The 21,924-nt window shown below is 40.8% G+C and carries 21 protein-coding genes; 10 read left to right on the top strand and 11 right to left on the bottom strand.

What is annotated here, in order from left to right; translation table 11 throughout:
* Positions 1 to 126 precede the first annotated feature (126 nt).
* From CWB60_RS10825 to CWB60_RS10845, 5 genes are all read right to left on the bottom strand, one after another.
* The gene (locus CWB60_RS10825) at positions 127 to 807 is read right to left on the bottom strand and encodes a site-specific integrase (protein ID WP_138577816.1); all 681 of its coding nucleotides are present in this window, start codon (positions 805 to 807) and stop codon (positions 127 to 129) included.
* A 153-nt stretch (positions 808 to 960) separates the two neighbouring features.
* Complete coding sequence (locus tag CWB60_RS10830) at positions 961 to 1,311, bottom strand: DUF2750 domain-containing protein (protein WP_004589430.1); 351 nt, start codon at positions 1,309 to 1,311, stop codon at positions 961 to 963.
* A gap of 17 nt (positions 1,312 to 1,328) precedes the next feature.
* On the bottom strand, positions 1,329 to 1,907 hold the full coding sequence (locus tag CWB60_RS10835; RefSeq protein WP_054982326.1) for a glutathione S-transferase family protein: 579 nt from the start codon (positions 1,905 to 1,907) through the stop codon (positions 1,329 to 1,331).
* A gap of 55 nt (positions 1,908 to 1,962) precedes the next feature.
* Positions 1,963 to 2,244, bottom strand: a complete 282-nt coding sequence (locus tag CWB60_RS10840; RefSeq protein ID WP_004589432.1) for a peptidylprolyl isomerase — start codon at positions 2,242 to 2,244, stop codon at positions 1,963 to 1,965.
* A gap of 79 nt (positions 2,245 to 2,323) precedes the next feature.
* Positions 2,324 to 2,896: a glutathione peroxidase gene (locus tag CWB60_RS10845; RefSeq protein ID WP_004589433.1), complete on the bottom strand. Its 573-nt coding sequence runs from the start codon at positions 2,894 to 2,896 to the stop codon at positions 2,324 to 2,326.
* Between the two features lie 82 nt (positions 2,897 to 2,978).
* On the opposite strand from CWB60_RS10845, the gene CWB60_RS10850 reads away from it, so the two are divergent.
* From CWB60_RS10850 to CWB60_RS10860, 3 genes are all read left to right on the top strand, one after another.
* On the top strand, positions 2,979 to 3,470 hold the full coding sequence (locus CWB60_RS10850) for a GNAT family N-acetyltransferase (RefSeq protein ID WP_138577814.1): 492 nt from the start codon (positions 2,979 to 2,981) through the stop codon (positions 3,468 to 3,470).
* A gap of 110 nt (positions 3,471 to 3,580) precedes the next feature.
* Positions 3,581 to 5,572 (top strand): hybrid sensor histidine kinase/response regulator, encoded by a 1,992-nt coding sequence (locus CWB60_RS10855; protein ID WP_138577812.1) that lies wholly within the window; start codon positions 3,581 to 3,583, stop codon positions 5,570 to 5,572.
* A gap of 49 nt (positions 5,573 to 5,621) precedes the next feature.
* Positions 5,622 to 6,749 (top strand): response regulator, encoded by a 1,128-nt coding sequence (locus CWB60_RS10860; RefSeq protein ID WP_138577810.1) that lies wholly within the window; start codon positions 5,622 to 5,624, stop codon positions 6,747 to 6,749.
* Between the two features lie 32 nt (positions 6,750 to 6,781).
* On the opposite strand, the gene queG is transcribed toward CWB60_RS10860, so the two are convergent.
* From queG to CWB60_RS10880, 4 genes are all read right to left on the bottom strand, one after another.
* Positions 6,782 to 7,915 (bottom strand): tRNA epoxyqueuosine(34) reductase QueG, encoded by a 1,134-nt coding sequence (gene queG / locus CWB60_RS10865; RefSeq protein WP_138577808.1) that lies wholly within the window; start codon positions 7,913 to 7,915, stop codon positions 6,782 to 6,784.
* A 117-nt stretch (positions 7,916 to 8,032) separates the two neighbouring features.
* On the bottom strand, positions 8,033 to 9,250 hold the full coding sequence (locus tag CWB60_RS10870; protein WP_138577806.1) for a methyl-accepting chemotaxis protein: 1,218 nt from the start codon (positions 9,248 to 9,250) through the stop codon (positions 8,033 to 8,035).
* A 360-nt stretch (positions 9,251 to 9,610) separates the two neighbouring features.
* Positions 9,611 to 10,312 carry a glycerophosphodiester phosphodiesterase gene (locus CWB60_RS10875; RefSeq protein ID WP_138577804.1) on the bottom strand — a complete coding sequence of 234 codons (702 nt, stop codon included), beginning with the start codon at positions 10,310 to 10,312 and terminating at the stop codon, positions 9,611 to 9,613.
* Positions 10,309 to 11,175 carry a DMT family transporter gene (locus CWB60_RS10880; RefSeq protein WP_024033283.1) on the bottom strand — a complete coding sequence of 289 codons (867 nt, stop codon included), beginning with the start codon at positions 11,173 to 11,175 and terminating at the stop codon, positions 10,309 to 10,311. The genes CWB60_RS10875 and CWB60_RS10880 overlap by 4 nt, the downstream gene beginning before the upstream one ends.
* 158 nt (positions 11,176 to 11,333) lie before the next feature.
* Here CWB60_RS10880 and CWB60_RS20740 point away from each other — a divergent pair, with 158 nt between their 5' ends.
* From CWB60_RS20740 to rlmB, 5 genes are all read left to right on the top strand, one after another.
* Complete coding sequence (locus CWB60_RS20740) at positions 11,334 to 11,504, top strand: hypothetical protein (RefSeq protein WP_171036142.1); 171 nt, start codon at positions 11,334 to 11,336, stop codon at positions 11,502 to 11,504.
* Positions 11,501 to 12,598 carry a sensor histidine kinase gene (locus CWB60_RS10885; protein ID WP_138577802.1) on the top strand — a complete coding sequence of 366 codons (1,098 nt, stop codon included), beginning with the start codon at positions 11,501 to 11,503 and terminating at the stop codon, positions 12,596 to 12,598. Before CWB60_RS20740 ends, CWB60_RS10885 begins: the two co-directional genes overlap by 4 nt.
* Before the next feature lie 2 nt (positions 12,599 to 12,600).
* Positions 12,601 to 13,215 (top strand): response regulator transcription factor, encoded by a 615-nt coding sequence (locus CWB60_RS10890; RefSeq protein ID WP_004587598.1) that lies wholly within the window; start codon positions 12,601 to 12,603, stop codon positions 13,213 to 13,215.
* Positions 13,216 to 13,361: 146 nt separating this feature from the next.
* Positions 13,362 to 15,863, top strand: coding sequence for a ribonuclease R (gene rnr / locus CWB60_RS10895; protein ID WP_138577800.1), 2,502 nt, complete (start codon positions 13,362 to 13,364; stop codon positions 15,861 to 15,863).
* Positions 15,860 to 16,603, top strand: a complete 744-nt coding sequence (gene rlmB, locus CWB60_RS10900; protein ID WP_138577798.1) for a 23S rRNA (guanosine(2251)-2'-O)-methyltransferase RlmB — start codon at positions 15,860 to 15,862, stop codon at positions 16,601 to 16,603. Before rnr ends, rlmB begins: the two co-directional genes overlap by 4 nt.
* Before the next feature lie 203 nt (positions 16,604 to 16,806).
* On the opposite strand, the gene CWB60_RS10905 is transcribed toward rlmB, so the two are convergent.
* Both CWB60_RS10905 and CWB60_RS10910 read right to left on the bottom strand, forming a co-directional pair.
* Positions 16,807 to 18,963 carry a TonB-dependent receptor family protein gene (locus tag CWB60_RS10905; protein ID WP_138577796.1) on the bottom strand — a complete coding sequence of 719 codons (2,157 nt, stop codon included), beginning with the start codon at positions 18,961 to 18,963 and terminating at the stop codon, positions 16,807 to 16,809.
* Between the two features lie 203 nt (positions 18,964 to 19,166).
* Positions 19,167 to 20,012, bottom strand: coding sequence for a LysR family transcriptional regulator (locus CWB60_RS10910; protein WP_138577794.1), 846 nt, complete (start codon positions 20,010 to 20,012; stop codon positions 19,167 to 19,169).
* A 126-nt stretch (positions 20,013 to 20,138) separates the two neighbouring features.
* On the opposite strand from CWB60_RS10910, the gene CWB60_RS10915 reads away from it, so the two are divergent.
* Positions 20,139 to 20,738, top strand: coding sequence for a hypothetical protein (locus CWB60_RS10915; protein WP_138577792.1), 600 nt, complete (start codon positions 20,139 to 20,141; stop codon positions 20,736 to 20,738).
* Between the two features lie 98 nt (positions 20,739 to 20,836).
* Positions 20,837 to 21,919, top strand: a complete 1,083-nt coding sequence (gcvT, locus tag CWB60_RS10920; protein WP_004587593.1) for a glycine cleavage system aminomethyltransferase GcvT — start codon at positions 20,837 to 20,839, stop codon at positions 21,917 to 21,919.
* The last annotated feature ends 5 nt before the right edge of the window (positions 21,920 to 21,924 follow it).

Below are 21,924 nucleotides of genomic sequence, written 5' to 3' on the forward strand. Positions count from 1 at the left end.
TTAGAAACTGACTCAAACAGGCATTTCTATGCCCTTAAAAATTGAGATTTAGATATCCTAGCAGTTTTTTTTATGAGAGTAATTTAATAAAGTGGCTGCTTGGATTTAAAATAGTAACAAATAGTGTCAGTGGCTCTGGCGCTGCATAAAGCGCTGCCAATGCAGCTGTGGGTTAATGGTGCGAATTTGCTGTATTACGTTGTTTAGTAAGGCGGTATCGTCAAATTTATCATTGGGGTATTCGTTAAACCCCATTAAATAATTAAAGGCATCTTTTGAATTAGCCTGTAATGCGTAAATACGTACTTGTTGTTCAAAATTTAGTCGCAGGCTACTTATGGCGGTTTTCATACCAAGTTGATCAACAGTGGGAATGGCACATTTTTGCAAATAACCCGCACGCTCACCTTCACCAGTAAACCAAATGCGTACTTTTTCACTGTAACGGCCAGACTTAGCCGGTAAATCAAACAACAAACGTGTGTGATTATGTGCTTTAACAAAGGCAATAAAGTCGTTAAGCCCTGCATCAACTAAGGCTTGATGCACCGGAACCAAGCGCGCTTTTATTTTTCCATTAGTATGAAAATTAAAACATAAAATGCCATTTTTAAGCTCAAGATCGTCAAGCGTTAAGCAGCCAATTTCATCGCTATATGCGCCACTGTAATAGGCAATTAAAGGCAACCAAAAATGCCAATGCTTTGCTTGCTCTCTTGCTACTTTAAAGTCGCCATAAATATAGCCGTTATAAAGCGTATGCAGTTCCATTGTTGAAAAAGGGCGGCGGCCAAGATGGGTTTTCAACGTAATCCCTTGAAATTAATGACATGTTATATTTTATACTTAAAACAGATAAACATGCGAGTATCGATTTTAGTATTTATGTTTTTAGCTACAAAACAAAAACACCCACTTAAAAAGCAGGTGTTGTATTCACTATTTAATTTATAGTGGCAGTTATTCGCTAAGTGCGCGTGCTAAGCCAACAGGCTCTATTTCTACACACACTTGGTCGTCATTCCAATTTAAACCAACTAATGCGCTGTCTTCGTTTAAATCTTCTACCCACTCATCTAAAAACTCATCTAAATTAATTTCTACAGGCGTAAATTCTTGCCACTCTTCTTTACACTGGGCTTTTGCTGCGTCTTCGCTTTCCCATAAAAGCAGTACATCCGTTTCGGCAAACTGGTTAGATTCGCACACTACAAAGCCGCCGTCGTCTCCACCTAACGCCCACACTTGCTCGCTTAAACGTACTTTTTCTACAAAGCTAACTAGTTGTGATTCAATTTCAATATCGCTCATGTGTTTACCTTATTTGTTTAGAGTCTGGGATCGGTGCTTACTGCAGCTTGACGCGTGCCATAGTCGTTATAAAAACTGACTAAAGCAGCGTGTTGGCTAAAGTCTGTTAATTCACGAAAGCAAATCCAATCAAGTAGGCAGTATAAACTGATGTTAAGGCATTCACAGCCTTTAAATTCATCATCGTTTAAATGACTATTTAAATAGCTTAATGTTTCAGCAATTCGTTCGTTTTGCAGATTAAAAAATAATTTATCGTCGTTAGTATCAAACCCTGAGCGTCTGCTAAGTGCTAACTCTACTAACGAGTCGTTACAGGCGTTAATAATATTAAGTAGGTGCTCTTGCGACCAGCTTAGTGGTGTTTTACCAGCCTTGGCGATAAGGTAACGTAAAATAATGGTTGAATCGCTTAGCGTTAAATCACCATCAATTAAAACCGGTATTTTTCTTCCTGGGTTGTTACTGGCTAAGGTAGGGCGGTCTTGCTCAGAAAAAATATCTAGGTTTACTAGCGCTAAGTCAACATTGTTTTGTGCTGCCCACATTCTTACTCTGCGCGCAAATGGAGAAGGGTTAGATCCTATAAGTTTCATAATTGCTCCTAAAAAAAGCCGCATAAGCGGCTTTTTGTGTTGCGATAAGTCAACGTTATTCTGAGCGGCTTGTCACTTCTAGTAAGTGATAGCCAAACTGTGTTTGTACAGGGCCTTGTACTTGATTAATTGGCGCTGAAAATACAACTTTATCAAACTCAGGTACCATCATACCTGGGCCAAACTCGCCAAGTGCTCCGCCGTCTTGACCAGAAGGACAGTTTGAATATGTTTTTGCAAGCTCTGCAAAGTCTTCGCCTTGTTCAATCTTAGCTTTTAAATCTAAGCACTCTGCTTCGCTGTCTACTAAAATGTGCCTTGCACTTGCCACTGCCATAAAATCTCCTGTTTAAAGTTGGTGTATTTAACCATTAAAGCCAGTCTAGTTAGTTTTAACTCGCAGTACCAGTATAAACTTAATTGATGAGTAGCGTATTTTCAATTGCATCAATTAATTCTTTTGAATTAGGAGCTACTTTACTGTTAAAGCGTTTAATTGTTTTGCGATCAGCTGAAACTAAATATTTATAAAAGTTCCAGTTAGGTGAGCTGGTTTGCGCGTTTAAGTGTTTAAATATTGGATTTGCATCACTGCCGCGAACTTCGCTGGTAGTAAACATAGTAAAAGTAACGCCGTAATTAATAAAACACACTTTTGCTATGTCTTTTTCATCGTTTTCCTCTTGAAAAAAATCATCAGATGGAAAACCTAATACCACTAAACCTTTGTCTTTGTATTGTTGGTGTACTTTTTCAAGGCCCTCAAATTGAGATGTAAAACCACAATTGCTAGCCGTATTTACAATGAGCAACGGGCGGTTTTTAAATTGGCATAAGTTTAAGGATTCTTTTGAGCGCAGCTTACGTATCTCTACATTTGTAAAGTCTTCACATTGTTGCTGCTGTTGTTTGCTGGGTAACGTGTCATTTGCTTGGGCAGCTAAGCTCGTAATAAAAATACTGAGCCCTAGTATCGTTTTTTTTAACATACTCAACGCCTAAATTTATAATTGTTTGACTAGTCTATCTTACGCTAATATGCACAAAAGTGATCAACAATATTAAGCTGTTATGACTACACGTTTAGCCACTATAGAAGATTTACCTGCCATTGTCGCAATATACAACGAAACGATCGCCTCGCGTATGGTGACCGCCGATACCGAAGAAGTATCGGTACAGAGCAAACATGAGTGGTTTAATAGCCACACCGATAAACGGCCTATTTATGTTTATTGCGAAAATGACCAAGTACTTGCTTGGCTAAGTTATAAATCGTTTTATGGGCGCCCCGCATACGATGGCACCGTCGAAATGAGCATTTATATTACCAAAGCGGCGCAAGGTAAAGGGCTTGGCAAAAAGCTGATGGAGTTTGCCCAAATAGAGGCTAAACAGCTAGGAATTGATGTATTGCTTGGTTTTATATTTAGCCACAACTTACCAAGTATTAAGTTATTCAAGCACTTTGGTTTTAGCGTATGGGGTGAGTTGCCTAATATCGCGGTAATGGATAACACACGCTACAGTTTAACAATATTCGGTAAGCATCTACCAAAATAGTTGTGGAGCTTATCGGTAAAAAAATCAAAATTAAGTCTAACAACCTATACCAACTAAGAAATTATAGGCTACGCTATTAACATATAAAGTGTTTAAGATAGTGTGACTTAATGAGTCGAAAAATTTTAATTGTAGATAGCAGCAGTGTTATCGCAATGAGAGTGAAAGTTTTACTAGAATTAATAGGTTGTGAGGCTGAGCTCGTTCATTACTCTATGATTGATTTATACTCTAACACCAGCCAGTATGACTTGGTAATTGGTGCTTACGGAGTGCCGTGTGAAGTAGTAAAGTCGTTAGCTCAAAAAATCTCACAAGACCGCTGTGTATTACTTGCCCCTAAAGCCGAAAGCGGTGAGCAACTTAGCGCCTTTAGCGAGCTTAATAAGTTAGTCCCAGATGCAACGGTTATTTATCCGTTTTTTTCAAATAAAGAAATTACCTCATTACTCGAAAACCTCTTAGAGCTTGGCTCTAGCCACGTTTTAAAACTCCCCACTATTTTACTTGTTGATCATATGCCTGAGCGCCTTGAAAAAACGAAAAGTAATTTAGTCGGGGCGCATATCAAAACGCTAACCGCAACCAGCGCAACCGAAGCGGTGGCAGTGGCTAATGAAAACAGTATAGATATTTTAATTAGCGATTTTAGCTTTGAAGATGGCACCGGTTTAAATATTTTTTCTGCTATTAAAATGTCTCAGCCAGATTGCCGATGCTTATTGTTTACCGCACGCCCTGAGCAAGTTTCAATGATTGAGGCAATTCGTAAAGGGGTTGAAGATGTTTTAATAAAGCCTCTAACCGATAGCGTACTGCTGCAATCGGTACATAAATTGTGGCAAACAGAGCTTTTAAAACGCCGTAACGCTGAGCTAGTTGAGCGTTTGCAAGATACCGTTGATGCATTAATCGAAAAAGACAGCCTACTACAAGTTATTTATAAAAATACGCCTGACGCCATTATGCTATTTGAACGCAGCGGCAAAGTAATAGAAGCAAACGATGCCTGCTTAAGGCTGTTTAAGCTACCCTTTGACAAACTCGCGGGCTTTTCGGTATTTGAATTTTTAGATGAGGAATCAAGTGCTGAAATAAAAAATAAAATCAGCACACTCAATCGTAACCGCCAATTTAGTAGCGACCTACGTTTGCAAAAAACAGACGGCGGGTATATTCCGCTGGTTGGCTCGTTTAACGAAATAGACCACCATGGCGAAATTGCGTTGGCGGTTATATTTAAAAATGTAACTCACTTAAAACAAAAAGAAGAATTACTCCTTGAAGCCAAAGACTTACTTGAGGAGCAAGTGCGAGCTCGTACTTCGCAGCTAGAGCACGCTAAAAATGTGGCCGAAGCTGCCAATTTAAGCAAATCGGAATTTTTGGCTAACATGTCGCACGAGTTACGCACCCCTATGCACTCTATATTAAGCTTTTCTCGATTTGGCTTGAGTAAGTTAGAAGCGGGCGATTTTGCTAAAGATAAACTCTTAAAGTACTTGTCGCGTATTGAAAGCAGCGGCGAGCGTTTACTGTCGTTATTAAACAACTTACTTGATTTATCTAAATTGGATGTAGGGAAATTTCCATTTAACCCACGTCCATACAATATAGAAAGCATTATAAAAACCAGTATTGATGATGTCTCTGGTACGGCTATGGAAAAAGAAATTGAAATTGTTTTTTCAAAATCCGGGCCAGTGGTTGTGCAGTGTGATGAAGAGCAAATTAATCAGCTATTGCGCAATGTGTTAGGTAACGCACTTAAATTTAGCGAACCTAAAAGTCGTATTGAAGTGAACTTAATGGCTGATCAAAGCAGCGCCATTATTGATGTAGTAGACAATGGAATAGGTATACCTGAGGATGAATTAGAGCACGTGTTTACTAAATTTGTACAAAGCAGCAAAACGAACAGTGGCGCTGGTGGTACTGGTTTAGGGCTTGCGCTTTGTAGAGAGTTTGTAGCGCTTCATCAAGGCGAAATTACGGCAAGTAATAATAGCGATGGTGGTGCAACAATTAGGATTCAGGTACCCCTAGAAATAGATTTAGATGAGCATTTAGCCGATGATAAGCTAGCAGTGCAAGATAGCTAATTATATGTGTAATTAATGTTTAAATAATATTTAATTGGATGATGAAAATATGGCCTTAACTAAAATTCTTGCTGTAGATGATGAACCTTTCAACCTTGAAATTATTGAAGAAATTTTAGAAGATCTTGATTTCGAATTACAAGTTGCCACAAGCGGCCCTGAGTGTTTAGCCATGGTTGAAGGCTACATGCCCCAAGTTATTTTACTTGATGTAAGTATGCCGCAAATGAATGGCTACGAAGTGTGTAAAGCATTAAAGGCGAATCCGAATACCGCGCATATAATTGTTATGTTTGTTTCCGCTAGAGGAACGGTTGAAGAGCGTATGGAAGGTTACTCAGTCGGTGCTGAGGATTACATTGTAAAACCGTTTGGGCATGATGAGCTTAAATCAAAACTTAAAAACTTAAACCAAGTATTAATAGAAAAACAAAGCCTTGAAAAACAAGTAGAAGATGCAACATCTACAGCATTTAACGCTATGGCAAACAGTAGCGAAATGGGGCAAATAGTTAACTACATTGAAAACATTGGTTTTATTAATAATCCGCAAGATTTAGGTAAAGCCTTAATAGACTGCTTACAAACGTTTGACCTACAAAGTAATGTTGAATTTAGACATGGCGATACAATAGAGCACTTTGCCCTTAGGGGAGTGTGTTCGCCTATTGTAATTGAGCTGTTTGATATGCTTAAAAACAAAGGTCGCTTACATGAGTTTTCTCACCGACTATTAGTTAACTACGAGATGATAAGCTTGTTAATTCTGAATATGCCAGATCACGACCCAGATAAACACGGACGTATTCGTGACCACGTTTGCTTTATTGTCAGTGTGACTGAGCAGCAGTTACGTGCAATTATGACCAAGCAAATGCTTGAGTCGCAGCAGCAAAAGCTAAATGATGTAGCCAGCACAGTGCATAGTAAGTTTCATGGCTTGATTGGGTTACTAAACGAAAACCGCGAAAATAACGAAAAAGTATTCAAGCAATTACAAGAAGACCTTGAAGTGCGCATACCCACAATGGGGTTAGATGAAGACCAAGAGGTGTTTATTTATAAAAAAGTGGACGAAACTATTCAAAACTCAATTGCCAGAGAAGAGTCGGTTAAACAAGTTAAAGCCGCCTTTGCTGAAATTGAACAAGATTTATCTTTGTTACTTAAAAAATAAACCTCTCACACAATAAGGCTCACCTGAGTGATTTACGCATCACGAGGTAAGCCTTTTTCGACAATTCTAATTAGGCGCTGTGTTTTACGAAGTTGTTCTCTTTGTTTGTTATTTTGTTGCTCAAGCGCCCACTCTATATGCTCTTTTACTAGCTGCGAGCTAGACTCATGTTTGATTTCTAAAGCGTTAATAATGCTAGGGCTAAAATCGGCATTGCCTAAACCCACCGCTAAATTACGCAACCAACGTTCGTGTCCAATACGGCGAATAGGGCTGCCTTCGGTATTTTTTAAAAATGTAGGTTCGTCCCAGGCAAATAGCTCAAGTAAGTCTTTGTTTTTTAATTGCGTACGGGGATGGAAGTCTTGCTCATCGGTAATTTGACCATAACGGTTCCATGGGCAAACCAATTGGCAATCGTCGCAGCCATAAACTCGGTTCCCCAATAGTGTACGGTATTGCTCAGGTATAGGCCCTTGGTGCTCAATGGTTAAGTACGAAATACATTTGCGTGCATCTACCACATACGGCTCTACAATTGCGCCTGTTGGGCAAAGCGTAATGCAAGCTACACATTTTCCGCAGCCTTCAAACGTGTTTTCATTATCTATTGGCAGGGGTAAATCAACAAAAAGCTCACCTAAAAAAAACCACGACCCAGCTTCTTGGTTTATTAATAAAGAGTGTTTTCCTCGCCAGCCCAATCCCGCTTTTTCAGCAAGCTGGCGCTCAAGCACAGGCGCAGAGTCTACAAATGGCCTAAAACCGTAATCGCCAATTTCTTGCTCTATTTTTTGGCCCAGTTTTTTTAGTCGGTTGCGCATTAATTTGTGATAGTCACGCCCTAATGCGTAGCGGCTAATGTAGGCTTTTTCAGTGTTTTTTAGTGTTTTGGCAAAACTAGCATCAGGGGGCAGGTAGTTCATTTTTACCGAAATAACCCGCTGGGTGCCAGGGATTAGTTCAGCAGGGCGTGCGCGTTTCATGCCGTGGGCTGCCATATAATCCATAGAGCCATGGTAGCCCGCATCTAACCAGCGCTGTAATTGTGCTTCGTGTTTAGATAGGTCAATATCGGTAATACCCACCTCACTAAAGCCGAGTTCTTGGCCCCAGGCTTTAATATTTTTGGCAAGCTGTTGGTAGTTGGGGGTTGAGTTACTCACAAACATTACACACTTAAATAATTAGCTGCGTAATTTACCATATTTATAAAGCGCTGTTGAATGTTGCCAGTTAAAATATTAAGGCAATATACCGCTCGGCTTTTGTTTTGAAATTGCTTATTGCACAAAGCGCTTTAATTGCTGTTGTGTTTGCTGGCTAAGTGCATGTGATTGCTGGCTATTACTTAGTGCATGATCAATAGCGCTTTTAGCTTGCTCGCCTAAGGTAACAATTTGCTCTACCGATTGGTGAGTGTGCTGCTGCGCTTGCTCTAGCGTATGCACCGCATCTGCTATTTGCTGTAACTGCTGTTGGTTTTGTTCAAACTCGCTTAGCATTGTTTTAAACCCTTCAGAGGTATTACTAATGGCGCTTTGTGCGGTACTTGAATGGCTAATTAACTGCTCACTTTCTTGGTTGGTTTCGTTAACCAGCTCATTCATTTGGTTAATAAAGTCGCTTATTTGTCGGGTTGCGCCACTTACTTTTACCGATAATGTACGTACTTCATCAGCAACAACCGCAAACCCTCTGCCAGCTTCACCAGCGCGTGCCGCTTCAATGGCAGCGTTTAGTGCCAGTAAATTAGTTTGATCCGAAAACTCCTCAACCATTTTTAAAATGCTGCGAATGTTTTCGCTGTTTTCTTTAAGGCCAGACACCGTTTTAGAAAATCTTTGCAGCAAAGTACCAATAAGCGACACCTTATCGACTAAGCTTGCAAGCTCTTGCGACGAAAGCTTAACAAAGTCTAAGTGCTCGCTGTTTACGCTATGCACGCTGTCGGTATTGCTCACTATGCCCTCTAAGCTTTGCACTATTTGGTTACTCGCATTAATAATATTGTGGCTTAGCTGAGTTTGCTGCTCACTTAACTGCTGCGTATTTTGCATAGCGGTATTTACATCAACATTACTTTGCTCGCTGGCTTTAGCGCTGGCGTGAGTTGTGCTTAGCAAATCACTTAAGTGGTTAGTAAATAAGTTATATTGCGTACTTAGTTCTTTAAATTCGTCAAAAGAAAATTGCGGTAAGTTGGCGGCTAAATTAGCCTCTTGCTGGTTTATGTTTACTAAAGTGTCGCACATAGCTTTTACAGGGCGCACTATTAAATAGCGCATATAAAAAATAGTAAAGGCAAAGCCCGCTACAATAACCAAGGTTAACAACCAAAATGCGCTAGTACTGTGTTGCTCGCTTAAGCTTTGATATAACCAAAATAACGTAATGGCCTGAAACAAAAAAACAAAGCTTAAGTTGCCCACTATTTTACGCGTAAGCGTATAAAAAAATGTTTGCTCAATATAATTATAAAATTGCATTACACCACTCATTTATTGCTTACCCATCTAGGGCGTGTTGACCTTTGATGGTTGAATTTGCAGCAGTATGTTTGGCTTTTAGGCAAGGCAGAGCCTATGAATTGTGGTTATTCCCCATAAATAGGCGATAACGCTGCATAAATGCCAAACATGCGCTGCCCTTTGGGTTCTGCCTAAGGGCGATAAACTCTTTGTTGCCTACATGGATGTAGGTAAGGGGCGTGAGCAGGACGCGGAAGCTTTACTCGGTTTTTACTTAGCCCATTAGGTTACAAGCCTCGCGCCGCGATTTAATCGCCCCTAGATTGAACAAATTTCAATCCGCAAAGATCATCACGCCCTAGCTAGATTATCGACTAAGTTACCGTTAACTCAAGTAATAATGTTTGCTAAATATTTTTTAGAACGAGCGGGGTAATTAGTAAAAATACCATGCACCCCAATTTTAAGCATAAAATCCATGTCTTCTGTCCTATCTACGGTGTAGGCGTAAACTTGCAGGCCTCGTGCTATGGCATCATCTACAAAAGCTTTATTTACAAAGCTTTTGTCTACATGAACACTATACGCATTTAACTGTTGAGCAAACTGTGCATAATTTAACGGAATTGATGAGGTTAACGCGCCAATGTGTAACCACGGTAACCTATTTTTAAGCCAATGAATTTGATGGTGATCAAACGACGACACTAAAATATTACCTTTAGTAATAACGCCTTTAGCAATATTGTTGTTTAAAATAGTGGCAAACTTTTCAAGCTCAAAGGTATGTTTAAGCTCTATATTGAGTAATGTTTTATTGCTATTCCAATCAAGTAATTGCTGTAGAGTGGGGATTTGCTCGCCGTTACCGGCATCCAACAGACTAAGTTGCTGCGCCGTAAAGTCGCTTACTTTACCGTGCCCGCTGGTGGTTCTATCTAGCCACGAGTCGTGTATGAGCATATAGTCATCAAGCGCACTTTGAATATCAACTTCAATACCATCTACCCCTACATTTAACGCTTCTAAAATAGCGCTTTTAGTGTTTTCTGGGTAATTGCCGCTTGCCCCGCGGTGCGCAAATATTTTCATTTTCTAGCCTTTTGAGTAATAGACCACGTTTCAAAACAGGCTGCACTGACTATAAGTGCACCGCCAATAAGTGTTAGTAGCGTTGGGCGCTCATGAATAATAACAATAGCCAACAAAGTGCCGTAAAGCGGCTGCAAGCACGAAATTAACCCCGCAGTAGCTGCCGATAAGTGCTTTAAACTCGCTGCAAATAGCGAGTGAGGTGTAGCGGTAAAAATAATACCCGCAACAGCAATTAAAATAAGGTCGTGGTTACTCACCTCATACACAGGGACCTTAATAAATGCGCAAAGCATAACACTTGCCACTAAGGTTTGATAAAACATGGTTTGTGGGCCGCCATACTGGCTAAAAAAGCGCTTATGGGTAATATTTCTAATCGAAAAAAACAAAGCCGAAACCACACCCATAATAACCCCTAAGGTTACATCGTCGCCTAAATTTGCGCTGGGTACGAGTAAATATATACCTAATACAACCACAGCTGCGCTTATAATATCTTTTGCTTGGGGCCTGCTTTTATTAAACAAGGGCTCTAAAAACACCGTCATTACTGGGTAGCTAAAAAAAGCCAGCATACCCACAGTTACGCCCGCCATTTGCATGCCTGCAAAGTAAGTAACCCAATGCATGCCTACCGCTACACCTAAAAATAACGCAATGAGGTAATCTTTTGGTTTGTTTAACTTAATTTGTTTTTTTTGAAAATACAGCATAGCCAAAATTGCCATGCCAGCAATAGCGGTACGATACACCGTAATATCAATTGCATTTAACCCTATTAACTTTGCAAAAAGGGCGGTGCCCCCAAAAAGTAACACGGCAATATGTAAGTAAATCAGGCTTTGCTGTTGTGGCTGCATTTAAATGAGAACTCCTTTTTTTATTATCTTATCACTGGGTACGAACTCACAGGATGAAATTTTTAAAACATGACAAATGTCAGCAAAGTTAATGACATTTCACACTCTTATTATTTTTTGGCTTTGGCATAGTTAACTTATCTTAATGGGAGGTGGCTATGAATACGTTAAATTTAATAAGTCTCGCTATTAGCGAGTTTTTAGAATCACTTAGCTTTAGTGTTTCAATAAATGATTACTTTATACTCATTAGTATTTTTGTGTTATTTATATTTATTAATAAAAATAATGTTATAAGCAATAACAATGAACTAGGGGTACTGGCATGAGTACAACAAATACGCTTTCAAAGCCCAGTAATAAAAAGTTTTGGGAATACGCACCTTTAATTTTTACTGGATTTTATTTGCTTCCGACTCTTTTTAATCTATCTAACTTGCCAGTCAATACCATTGTAATGAGTGTGGCGTTTTATATTGTATTTATTTTGCTTTACATAAAAGCCATGCACTGTGAAACAAAGCGTATAACAACGCTGTTTGTTATTATGTTAGTGGTGTGTTTTAGCGCCACATTTTATACCACAGGGACCTCTACATTATTTGGTTTTATCGCGTTTATAGCTGGTGAGTCATACGCTAAAAAAAGCAGATTATATGCCGTTTTTAGCCTTATATTTACGGTGGCGTTAAGCGCCTATTTAGCAGATATAGCAAACATAAAATACTTTTTAGCCGGCACTTTATTAATTTCAGGAGCGCTGTTGGCCTTTGGCATTGCAACCCAAAAAGAGCGCCTGCATAAAAAGCGCGAACAAGAAAGCGCTAACCAATTAGAGCAATTAGCTGCTATTGCTGAGCGCGAACGAATAGCGCGCGACCTACACGATATTTTAGGCCACTCACTATCATCTATTGCTTTAAAAGCTGAGCTTGCTAATAAGCTAAATCAAGGAGAGCGCTACGAACAAGCCAATAACGAAATAGCACAAGTAGCAGATCTAGCAAGGCAGTTACTTAGCGATGTAAGAAACGCCGTAAGCGATTTAAAACAACTTAATTTAATAAGCCAAATAGCCCAGCTTAAACAAAGGCTAATAGAGCAAGACTTTAACGTTAACTTTAATGTTGTATTAAATACCTTGCCTCCTAAAGTAGAAGGGATCGCAGGGCTTATAATTAAAGAAGCGGTAACTAATTTATTACGCCATAGCAGTAATAAAAACGGCGAAATAAATATAGAGCAAACACAGCATCAGCTGCATATAAGTGTGGTTGATAACACACCTTGCAGCACGTTAAACGCAGGTAACGGTTTAAATGGTATTAAAGAGCGTGCAGAGCAACTTAATGGCCATGCCGCGTTTACCTGTGGCGAGAAGTTTACTTTAAACGTAATGCTGCCAATTTCAGCTAAGGATTAACAATGATCAAAGTATATTTAGTGGAAGATCAAGCACTCGTGCGCGACGCAGTAGGGGCATTGTTAAGCCTTGATTTTAATATAGAAGTGATAGGCCAAGCCAGTAACGGCCAAGATGCACTTAATGCAATAAAAGCACTGGCCGATGAGGCATTGCCAGACATAATTTTAACCGATATTGAAATGCCACACATGAGCGGTATAGAGCTAAGTGAGCAAATAGCGGCCACGTTCCCAACCATTAAAATGGTTATTATGACCACGTTTTCGCGAGCTGGTTATATTAGGCGCTCGCTCGCCCTAGGCGTTAAAGGTTTCATTTTAAAAGAAGCGCCAAGTGATGAGCTTATCAATGCACTTAAAAAGGTAATGCAAGGGCAAAAGGTTATAGACCCAGAGCTTGCCATTAACGCGCTTGATGACGCCGACCCGCTCACCGATAAAGAGCGCAAAGCACTTAAGCTTGCAAGCGATGGCTTAAAAACAAGCGACATAGCCAAACAGCTGTTTATAAGCGAAGGCACAACTCGTAATTATTTATCCGATGCTATCGCAAAACTCAATGCCACTAACCGCGTAGATGCAGCGCGTATTGCAAAGCAAAAAGGTTGGTTATAATTGCGCTTATATTAAGTGATGATTAAGGCCATTAAGCGTATGTTTTACTTATTAAAGCGGTTTATTAAAAGTTTCATACGCTTTTACCTGTCTCATTTTACGTATATGGGTTAAAATACCTACATAACCAACTAACAAGATAGTGAATGTCAAACCAAGATCCAAATCTCAGCCGAGAACAAGAAAAGTACGAAAACCCAGTCCCTAGTCGTGAGTTTATACTTACTCACCTTCAAGAGCGTTCAAAACCTGCTAACTTCACGCAACTTTGTGATGAATTAGCTGTAAACGATACCGAACGCCAAATTGCATTTAAGCGCCGCCTTCGTGCCATGGAGCGCGATGGCCAATTGTATTTTAATAAGTTTAAATGTTACGCCCTAATTGACGAAGCCGGTTTAACCAAAGGCAAAGTAATTGGCCACAGAGACGGTTTTGGCTTTTTAGAAGTTGAAGGCGAGAGCAAAGATTGGTTTATAGCCAAGCATCAAATGAACATGGTGCTGCACGGCGACATCGTACTTGCTAAAGGCACAAAACGTGGCTCAGGCTCAAAATGTGATGCCCGCATAATTAAAGTACTTACCAACGAGCGCGCACCTATTGTAGGGCGTTATTTTGTTGAGCATGGTATTGCAGTTGTTGTAGCAGAAGACCCACGTATTACCCAAGATATTATTATTCTGCCAGGCAGTGAAAACGGCGCGCGTCATAACCAAATGGTGCAAGTGCAAATCACTCAAAACCCTAGCCGTAACATGAACGCGGTAGGTAAAATTATTGACGTACTGGGCGAGCATTTAGCGCCAGGTATGGAAATAGAAGTGGCACTGCGCAATCACGATATTCCTCATGTTTGGCCAGAAGAAGTAGAAGAACAAGTAGCTCATTTAGGTGAGTTTGTTGATGAAGCCGACAAACAAGGCCGTGTAGATTTACGCGACCTGCCACTGGTCACAATAGATGGTGAAGACGCCCGCGACTTTGATGATGCCGTATATTGTGAGCGTAAAAAATCTGGCGGCTGGCGCTTATGGGTAGCCATTGCCGATGTATCACATTATGTAGGTATGAACACGCCGCTAAATAAAGAAGCGATTGCTCGCGGTAACTCAGTGTACTTTCCTGAGCAAGTAATTCCAATGCTGCCAAAAGTGTTGTCGAACGGTTTATGTTCGCTTAACCCTAAAGTAGACCGCCTTTGTATGGTGGCCGAAATGACGGTATCAGACGCAGGTAAGCTTTCGGGTTATAAGTTTTACGAAGCGGTGATGAACTCGCATGCGCGTTTAACCTACACCAAAGTAAATGCCATTTTACAAGGCGATGAAAAACTACGCGAAGAATACGCACCTGTTGTGCCACATTTAACTGACTTACAGCAAATGTATATGGCGCTTAAGTCGGCGCGCCAAACCCGTGGTGCTATTGAGTTTGAAACGCTAGAAACGCGTTTTGTATTTAACGCACACCGTAAAATAGAATCAATTGTGCCAGTTGTTCGTAACGACGCGCACAAACTGATTGAAGAATGTATGATTTTAGCCAACGTATCGGCGGCTAAATTATTAGAAAAACACGAAGCCAGCGCGCTTTACCGTGTGCACGATGAGCCAGATCAAGAAAAACTAGGTAACTTTACTCAGTTTTTAAGTGAGCTTGGCATTCAAAGCACATTAAGTGATGAGCCAACACCGAAAGAAATTACCCAAGTGTTAGCCCGTTTAGGCGACCGCCCAGAGGCCGAGCTTATTCAAACCATGCTACTTCGTTCAATGAAGCAAGCGGTTTATCAGCCAGACAACATAGGCCACTTTGGCTTAGCGCTGCCTGCGTACGCACACTTTACCTCACCGATTCGCCGTTACCCTGATTTAGTGGTACACCGTGCAATTAAAGCGGTAATAAAAGCACAAGGTCAGCAAACATCGGGCGCATACGCGTACACCGATGATGAAGTAGATCAACTAGGCGAGCAGTGTTCAACCACCGAGCGCCGCGCAGACGACGCAACGCGTGAAGTTGCCGACTGGCTTAAATGTGAGTTTATGCAAGATCACGTGGGTGATGAGTTTAACGGGGTTATTTCATCCGTTACTAACTTTGGTTTATTTATACGCCTAGACGACTTACAAATTGATGGCCTGATCCATGTTACTAATTTAGGTGATGAATACTTCCATCATGATGGTGCAAAACACACCCTAATTGGCGAGCATACACATACCGTTTACCGCCTTGGCGATAAAGTAACGGTACAAGTTGCTTCGGTAAGTTTAGATGAGCGCCGTATAAATTTAACGCTCAGTGGTGATGTAGCTCAAGATAGATACGCGCGTCGCCGTGGCTCAGCTAAAGGAGCAGGGCGCGGTAAATCAAGCCATGCACCAGCAGGTGTAAGATCGCAGCTTAAAGCGGGTAAAATCCCTGGAAAAAACACATCAGGCGATGAAAAACCCAAAGCTGGTAAAAAACCAGCCAGTAAAAGCAAAGGCAAACCAGCGGGTAAGTCTGGCGCAAAGCCAGCCGGTAAAAAAGCCGCTGAAACCACCGCTAAGAAAAAACCGAAAAAAAAGGCAGTTAAAAAGCCTAAAAGACCAGGCAAAAATGCCCGTAAACGTAATAGCCCAGGAGCAAACAATACGTGAGTAATGAATTAATTTTTGGCTTTCACTCTGTTGAAGCAATTTTAGCAAAAGAGCCAGAGCGTTTTTTAGAAATTTATGCCCTAAAAGGTCGTGATGATAAGCGCTTATCCCCGATTATTAATGAAGCACGTAAATTTGGTATTTCTGTACAATTTATGCAGCGAAAAGCGCTAGATAACAAAGCAAACGATGAGCAGCACCAAGGCATTATTGCCAATGTAAAAGCTGCGCGTGTTTACAACGAAAAAGATTTAGATGAGATCATTACTCGCGAAGACACGCCGTTTTTATTAGTACTAGATGGCATAACCGATCCGCACAATTTAGGTGCCTGCCTACGTAGCGCAGATGCAGCAGGTGTACACGCTATAATTGTACCTAAAGATAAGTCGGCCAAGCTTAACGGCACAGCACGTAAAGTAGCCTGTGGAGCAGCCGAAACCGTACCGCTTATTCAGGTAACAAACCTGGCGCGTACGCTTCGCGAAATTAAAGACGCAGGTGTATGGGTTGTGGGCACAGCTGGCGAAACAGACACCCACGTGTTTGATGCAAACCTTACTGGGCCAATGGCAATAGTAATGGGAGCAGAGGGCGAGGGCATGCGCCGTTTAACGCGTGAGCATTGCGACGTGTTAGTTAAAATTCCGATGGCGGGTACAGTTTCAAGCTTAAATGTATCGGTAGCAACCGGTATTTGTTTATTTGAAGTGCTACGCCAACGTAACGCAAATAACTAATACAGTTTAATGTATTAAAAAAGCCGAGATTGAAATTCAATCTCGGTTTTTTTGTGTTTGTAATTTACGCTTTTAATTTTATATCAATTGATACTCTCTCTATTATAGCGATAGGAAAATAGCTCTATAGCAAGGCAAAAATAACGAAATATAGTGTTCATATATGAGTTATTTTTAACGCAGCTAGAGAGTTATTTAACTCGTTAGAATGAGTATGTGTAGCCTACCTGTACTGTACGTGGTTTACCTGGCTGAATACCGCCATTAGCGCGGTTAGCAATGTAGGTTTTATCAAGTAAGTTATCTACGCTTAAATATACTTTTTGGTTAGCATCAATTAAGTATTTAGCCGCTAAATCCCATACTACACGGCTATCAATAGCATCTAAGCCTGAGTCAGTTAAATCGGCATGTGCACTTGATACGTAACGCATTTGGCTATTTACCACAAACGATGCAAATTCAGCGCCTAGCGATAAAGCAACCTGGTTTTCTGGTACGTATGGCATTGCATCGCCTTTTTCTACCGAGCCCCAAATTTCTGAATCAAAATCGTTTTGAAACTCAGAATCTGTGTAGGTGTAAGTTAACTTAACCGGAAAAGCAACCTGCTTGGTATTAAACGTACGTGCTGCACTAAATTCAAAGCCCGATACTTCTACTTCACCGTAGTTGTATTGGTCACCAATGTTATCGTCGCTACAACCAACCGCAGCAGTACAGTTACCATGCATGTTGTCGTAGTCAGAGAAAAACGCAATCACTTCACCTGTAAATCCAGCGGCGTTAAAGCGCGAACCAAACTCAATATTTACACTTTCTTCTTCGTCTTGGTCAGCGTTACCCGGCGCCGCAGGTGCGTAACCTTTTTGAATGCCCGCAAGTAGCGTTACGTGTTCGTTAAGCGTGTAAGTAGCACCAAGTGACGGTACTAAAATTTCAGTATTGTTAGATATATTTTTAGTTAAACCATTGCTGCGCGTTGGATCTGACTTAGACCACTCTTCACGCGTAATCGTAATGTCTTCATAACGAAGGCCAGCACTTACTACTAATGCGTCTATTGTCCACTCGTCTTGAACAAAAAAAGTACGCGCATCGGCACTATCTAAACGGTTGCTATCTGAACCTGGGATACCTTGCGATGTTAGCGTCATACTTAAATCTTGATTTAACGTGTACGTATCTTGCCACTGAAAACGATCCATTTCGTCTTCGTGGTAACGTACGCCAACAGTCACGTAGTGATCGCCTACAGGTATGTGTAACTCAGACTGAATACCTTTTGCTTGGTAATCACGGTTATTCGCTTTTACGCCAATACCCTCAATGCCTTCACTCGTTGGGTTTGCTTCAAATTCGCTGTACTGCTCAAGCGTGCTTGTACCTACACTGCTTGCTTTATACCAGTTACGATGAAAATCGTTTAAGTAAGCGGTTGCTAATAACTCGTAACCTTCGCCAAATTGGTAAGCATAGTTAAGTTGGTAAGCATTATGGCGAGTGTTCATTTCATCGTTTTGCGATGCTGCATAACGACGATTAGGATTTGATTTGTAATCTTCTTCAGTTAAACCCATGTAAGTTTCGTCTGATTTTTCATCAGAGTACTTAATTTTTAGCTCTAGGCTGTGGGCGTCGTTTTTACCAAATGTATGGCCAAACTTTAGTAATAAATCTGTTTTTTCAAAGCCTGTGTTATCGCTACCTACTGGCAACTCTTTAAATCCGTCGGCGCCATAAGTAAATACTTCAATTAAACCTGCTGTGTTGTTTTTTTCTTTACCAAAGTAAGCGTGGCCTTTGTAATAACCATCACCACCAAGGGCTGCATCAACCATGCCTTTTGAGGTATTTGGCTCAGTTGGTAAGCTGCGAGAAAGTAAGTTTAAAACACCACCCGTAGTACGCGGACCATACTTAACAGAGGCAGCGCCTTTTAATACTTCAATAGATTCCATACGACCCATAGTAGGGAAGTAGTAAGCAGAAGGTGCCGAGTAAGGAGCGGGTGCAACTAATACACCGTCTTCCATTACGGATATTTTATCGTTACGGCCAGTGCCTGTACCGCGCATACCAATGTTAGGGCGAAGGCCGTAGCCGTCTTCTTCTTGAACGTATACACCCGGAACAGACGCTAAAACACGTGAAATATCGGTAAATTCAAATTTTTGTAGCTCTTCGTCAGAAATAAACGTCGCAGAACCAGGAATATCGTTAATAGCCTGTTGTGAGCCAATAACGGTAATTTGTTCAAAGCGTTGATCTTGGTTTGAACTGCCTTGTGCCATTGCAGTAGCACTAAAAGACAAAGCAACCGCAGTTGCAAGGGTAGATACTAAAAACTTAGGGGTCATTGTGTGTCCTGATCATGTCAATTATCTTAATTGGCGTAATTTGAACACGTTAACGAATACGAATCAATGTTATTAACTGTTTAATAGTTTAGTTTTTTAGAATTAAAAACACCAACTTATGCTACTTTGTTAACTAAATTATTTCTTTTGTATGGTGCTTTCAATTTAGCGTTTATTCTTAAGTATCGGTTTTGTGTATTTATTTAGCCAAGCCTTAGCGCTATAAATTCAGCAAGTTTATCTACAGCATGCTCCGACTCGCCGCCGCTTTTAATTAGGCTAATGCCGATACTGCCTAAGCTTGGTAAATGTTTTGTTTGAATTTGAAAGTTGAGATCGCTAGGCACAGTGCTTTTAGCCAGTACAGTAATACCTAAGCCTTCTTTTATGGCGGCTATTAATCCGGTTAAATCGGCATTACTGTAAACAATACGGTATTTGATATTGGCACTTTTAAGTGCATCTGTAGCGCGGCGCCTATAAATACAGCCCTCGGGCGCGGTGACTAAGGTTACTACCTCATTTTTTGCTTGTGCTAAATCGCCCACCCATACTAGTTCGTCTTGCATAAAAATAGGGAACTTGTCTGAATTAAGGCGCTCGTTAAGTGCTAAAACAAGATCAAATTGATCTTGCCTTGAGGCTGACAGTAAATGTTTACTTAAGCGCGATTTAACCTCCAGCGATACCTCAGGATAAAGCGAGACAAAATCACCAATAATAGAGGGCAAAATACGTGCTGCAAATTCGCTAGGAATACCCAAGCGCACTTTACCGGTTATGCTCTCTGAGGTGAACTGCTGCAAAATAGCATCGTTATACTGCATCATTTGTTTTGCCATAGGCAAAAGTAGCTCACCGTACTGATTAAGCACCTGGCGCTGGCCCTGCTTTTTAAATAATTTATAACCGAGTAAATCTTCAAGGCGTTTAATTTGCAAGCTTACCGCAGGTTGCGATAACCCCAGTAGGTCGCCGGCTTTTGCAAATCCACCTACCTCAACAACCATTACAAAGGTACGCAAACTGTCGGTTGATATGTTTTTCATATTTAAAATTACAATTTATATAGCTACATATATAAGTATTATTTATCAATTGATAAATAATTACAATTTGTTGTTGTCACAGTGGCGCAATATACTTTTGGTATCAAAAATACACAGGTGTTTGTTATGACTTTTAACCCAATAATGTTTGCCCGCCACAGCAATGCTGCAAGTGCAGTTACCAATGCCGTGCAAGCAAATAACAACCTCGTTGTAATGGATTTTAGTGGCAGTGAAACCAGTGTATTTTTAAGCACTATTTTAGGGTTAGATCTCACAAAGCTTACAGCCAGCGGCTTAGGCCTAAAAGGCACGCTTGATGGTGATTTAAATTCTGATTACAGCTTTGCCGTTTATTACTTTAGCGAAACCGCATTTAGATTTGTATTAACGCACAGCGCAAGCTTGCAATTACAAGCACTTATAAACGAGCAGCAACTTCGTTTTGATATTGATTATGTACTACGTAGCGACCTTGCAACTCTTGCGCTGTGTGGAGCAAACGCATTTGATACCTTAATTAGCGCGTTTAAATTAACGCCAGGGCTGCGTTTATCTAACCCACAACTATGCTATGGCGCGCAAAGCGGCGAAGTATTTATTACCGCCATAGATAAAAACGACGAACAGCACTTTGTGTTAGTAGCCAAGCAACAAGAACTACAAAAATGGCAACAGCACTTACAAGCACAAGGTTTTGCCCTAATGCAAAACGAAGCTGCCTAATACATAAAATAACCGGTAAACATAACCGTGTTTGCCTGTTTAGTTAAATCTATTTAAGCCACGCCCGCACAGGGTTAATTTAAAAGTGAAGGAATGTTATGACTTCTAAAACTGTACTACATGCTAAGCACCTTGAAGCAGGCGCAAAAATGGTTGATTTTCATGGCTGGGAAATGCCAATCAACTACGGCTCACAAATAGAAGAACACAATGCAGTGCGTACCGATGCAGGTATGTTTGACGTATCACACATGACTATTGTTGATATTGAAGGCGAACAAGCAAAAGCATTTTTACGTAAGTTAGTAGCAAACGACGTAGCAAAATTAACCGTACCAGGTAAAGCGCTTTATACGGGCATGCTTAACGAGCAAGGCGGCGTAATAGACGATTTAATTATTTACTACTTTAGCGAAACGTTTTATCGCTTAGTGGTAAATTCTGCCACCCGCGAAAAAGATTTAGCTCACTTAGCTAAAGTATCTGCCGACTTTACAGTAACCGTAACTGAGCGCCCAGAGTTTGCAATGATTGCAGTACAAGGCCCTAACGCAAAAGCAAAAACAGCCACACTTTTAAATGCTGAGCAACAAGCAGCCGTTGAAGGCATGAAGCCATTTTTTGGCGTACAAGTGGGTGATTTATTTATTGCCACAACGGGTTATACTGGCGAAGACGGTTACGAAATTGTAGTACCGAACGAGCAAGCAGCCGATTTATGGCAACAACTGCTAGATGCAGGTGTAGCGCCAGCCGGTTTAGGTGCACGCGACACGCTACGTTTAGAAGCAGGTATGAACCTTTACGGCCTAGATATGGACGAAAGCGTATCGCCACTTGCAGCTAACATGGCATGGACTATTGCATGGGAACCAGAAGATCGTGACTTTATTGGTCGTGACGTACTTGTTAAGCAACGCGCCGAAAAAAGCACCCATAAACTAGTTGGTTTAGTGCTTGAAGAAAAAGGCGTATTGCGTAGCGGCTCAAAAGTAATTGTTGAAGGTGGAGAAGGGGTAATTACCTCAGGTACTTTCTCACCAACACTTGGTTTTAGTGTAGCCCTTGCACGTGTACCACGTTCAACAGGGGATACAGCCCAAGTAGAAATGCGCAAAAAATTAGTTAACGTTAAAGTAGTAAAGCCTAGCTTTGTACGTAACGGCAAATCAATCATTTAAAAATT

This window comes from Pseudoalteromonas sp. S327, assembly GCF_005886415.1.
GTDB lineage: Bacteria > Pseudomonadota > Gammaproteobacteria > Enterobacterales > Alteromonadaceae > Pseudoalteromonas > Pseudoalteromonas atlantica.

Bases quoted from the DNA above. Each gene is read 5' to 3' on its own strand.
- CWB60_RS10830 (WP_004589430.1), bottom strand. From the start codon at position 1,311: ATGAGCGATATTGAAATTGAATCACAACTAGTTAGCTTTGTAGAAAAA.
- CWB60_RS10835 (WP_054982326.1), bottom strand. From the start codon at position 1,907: ATGAAACTTATAGGATCTAACCCTTCTCCATTTGCGCGCAGAGTAAGA.
- CWB60_RS10840 (WP_004589432.1), bottom strand. From the start codon at position 2,244: ATGGCAGTGGCAAGTGCAAGGCACATTTTAGTAGACAGCGAAGCAGAG.
- CWB60_RS10845 (WP_004589433.1), bottom strand. From the start codon at position 2,896: ATGTTAAAAAAAACGATACTAGGGCTCAGTATTTTTATTACGAGCTTA.
- CWB60_RS10850 (WP_138577814.1), top strand. From the start codon at position 2,979: ATGACTACACGTTTAGCCACTATAGAAGATTTACCTGCCATTGTCGCA.
- CWB60_RS10855 (WP_138577812.1), top strand. From the start codon at position 3,581: ATGAGTCGAAAAATTTTAATTGTAGATAGCAGCAGTGTTATCGCAATG.
- CWB60_RS10860 (WP_138577810.1), top strand. From the start codon at position 5,622: ATGGCCTTAACTAAAATTCTTGCTGTAGATGATGAACCTTTCAACCTT.
- CWB60_RS10870 (WP_138577806.1), bottom strand. From the start codon at position 9,250: ATGAGTGGTGTAATGCAATTTTATAATTATATTGAGCAAACATTTTTT.
- CWB60_RS10875 (WP_138577804.1), bottom strand. From the start codon at position 10,312: ATGAAAATATTTGCGCACCGCGGGGCAAGCGGCAATTACCCAGAAAAC.
- CWB60_RS10880 (WP_024033283.1), bottom strand. From the start codon at position 11,175: ATGCAGCCACAACAGCAAAGCCTGATTTACTTACATATTGCCGTGTTA.
- CWB60_RS20740 (WP_171036142.1), top strand. From the start codon at position 11,334: ATGAATACGTTAAATTTAATAAGTCTCGCTATTAGCGAGTTTTTAGAA.
- CWB60_RS10885 (WP_138577802.1), top strand. From the start codon at position 11,501: ATGAGTACAACAAATACGCTTTCAAAGCCCAGTAATAAAAAGTTTTGG.
- CWB60_RS10890 (WP_004587598.1), top strand. From the start codon at position 12,601: ATGATCAAAGTATATTTAGTGGAAGATCAAGCACTCGTGCGCGACGCA.
- rnr (WP_138577800.1), top strand. From the start codon at position 13,362: ATGTCAAACCAAGATCCAAATCTCAGCCGAGAACAAGAAAAGTACGAA.
- CWB60_RS10905 (WP_138577796.1), bottom strand. From the start codon at position 18,963: ATGACCCCTAAGTTTTTAGTATCTACCCTTGCAACTGCGGTTGCTTTG.
- CWB60_RS10910 (WP_138577794.1), bottom strand. From the start codon at position 20,012: ATGAAAAACATATCAACCGACAGTTTGCGTACCTTTGTAATGGTTGTT.
- CWB60_RS10915 (WP_138577792.1), top strand. From the start codon at position 20,139: ATGACTTTTAACCCAATAATGTTTGCCCGCCACAGCAATGCTGCAAGT.
- gcvT (WP_004587593.1), top strand. From the start codon at position 20,837: ATGACTTCTAAAACTGTACTACATGCTAAGCACCTTGAAGCAGGCGCA.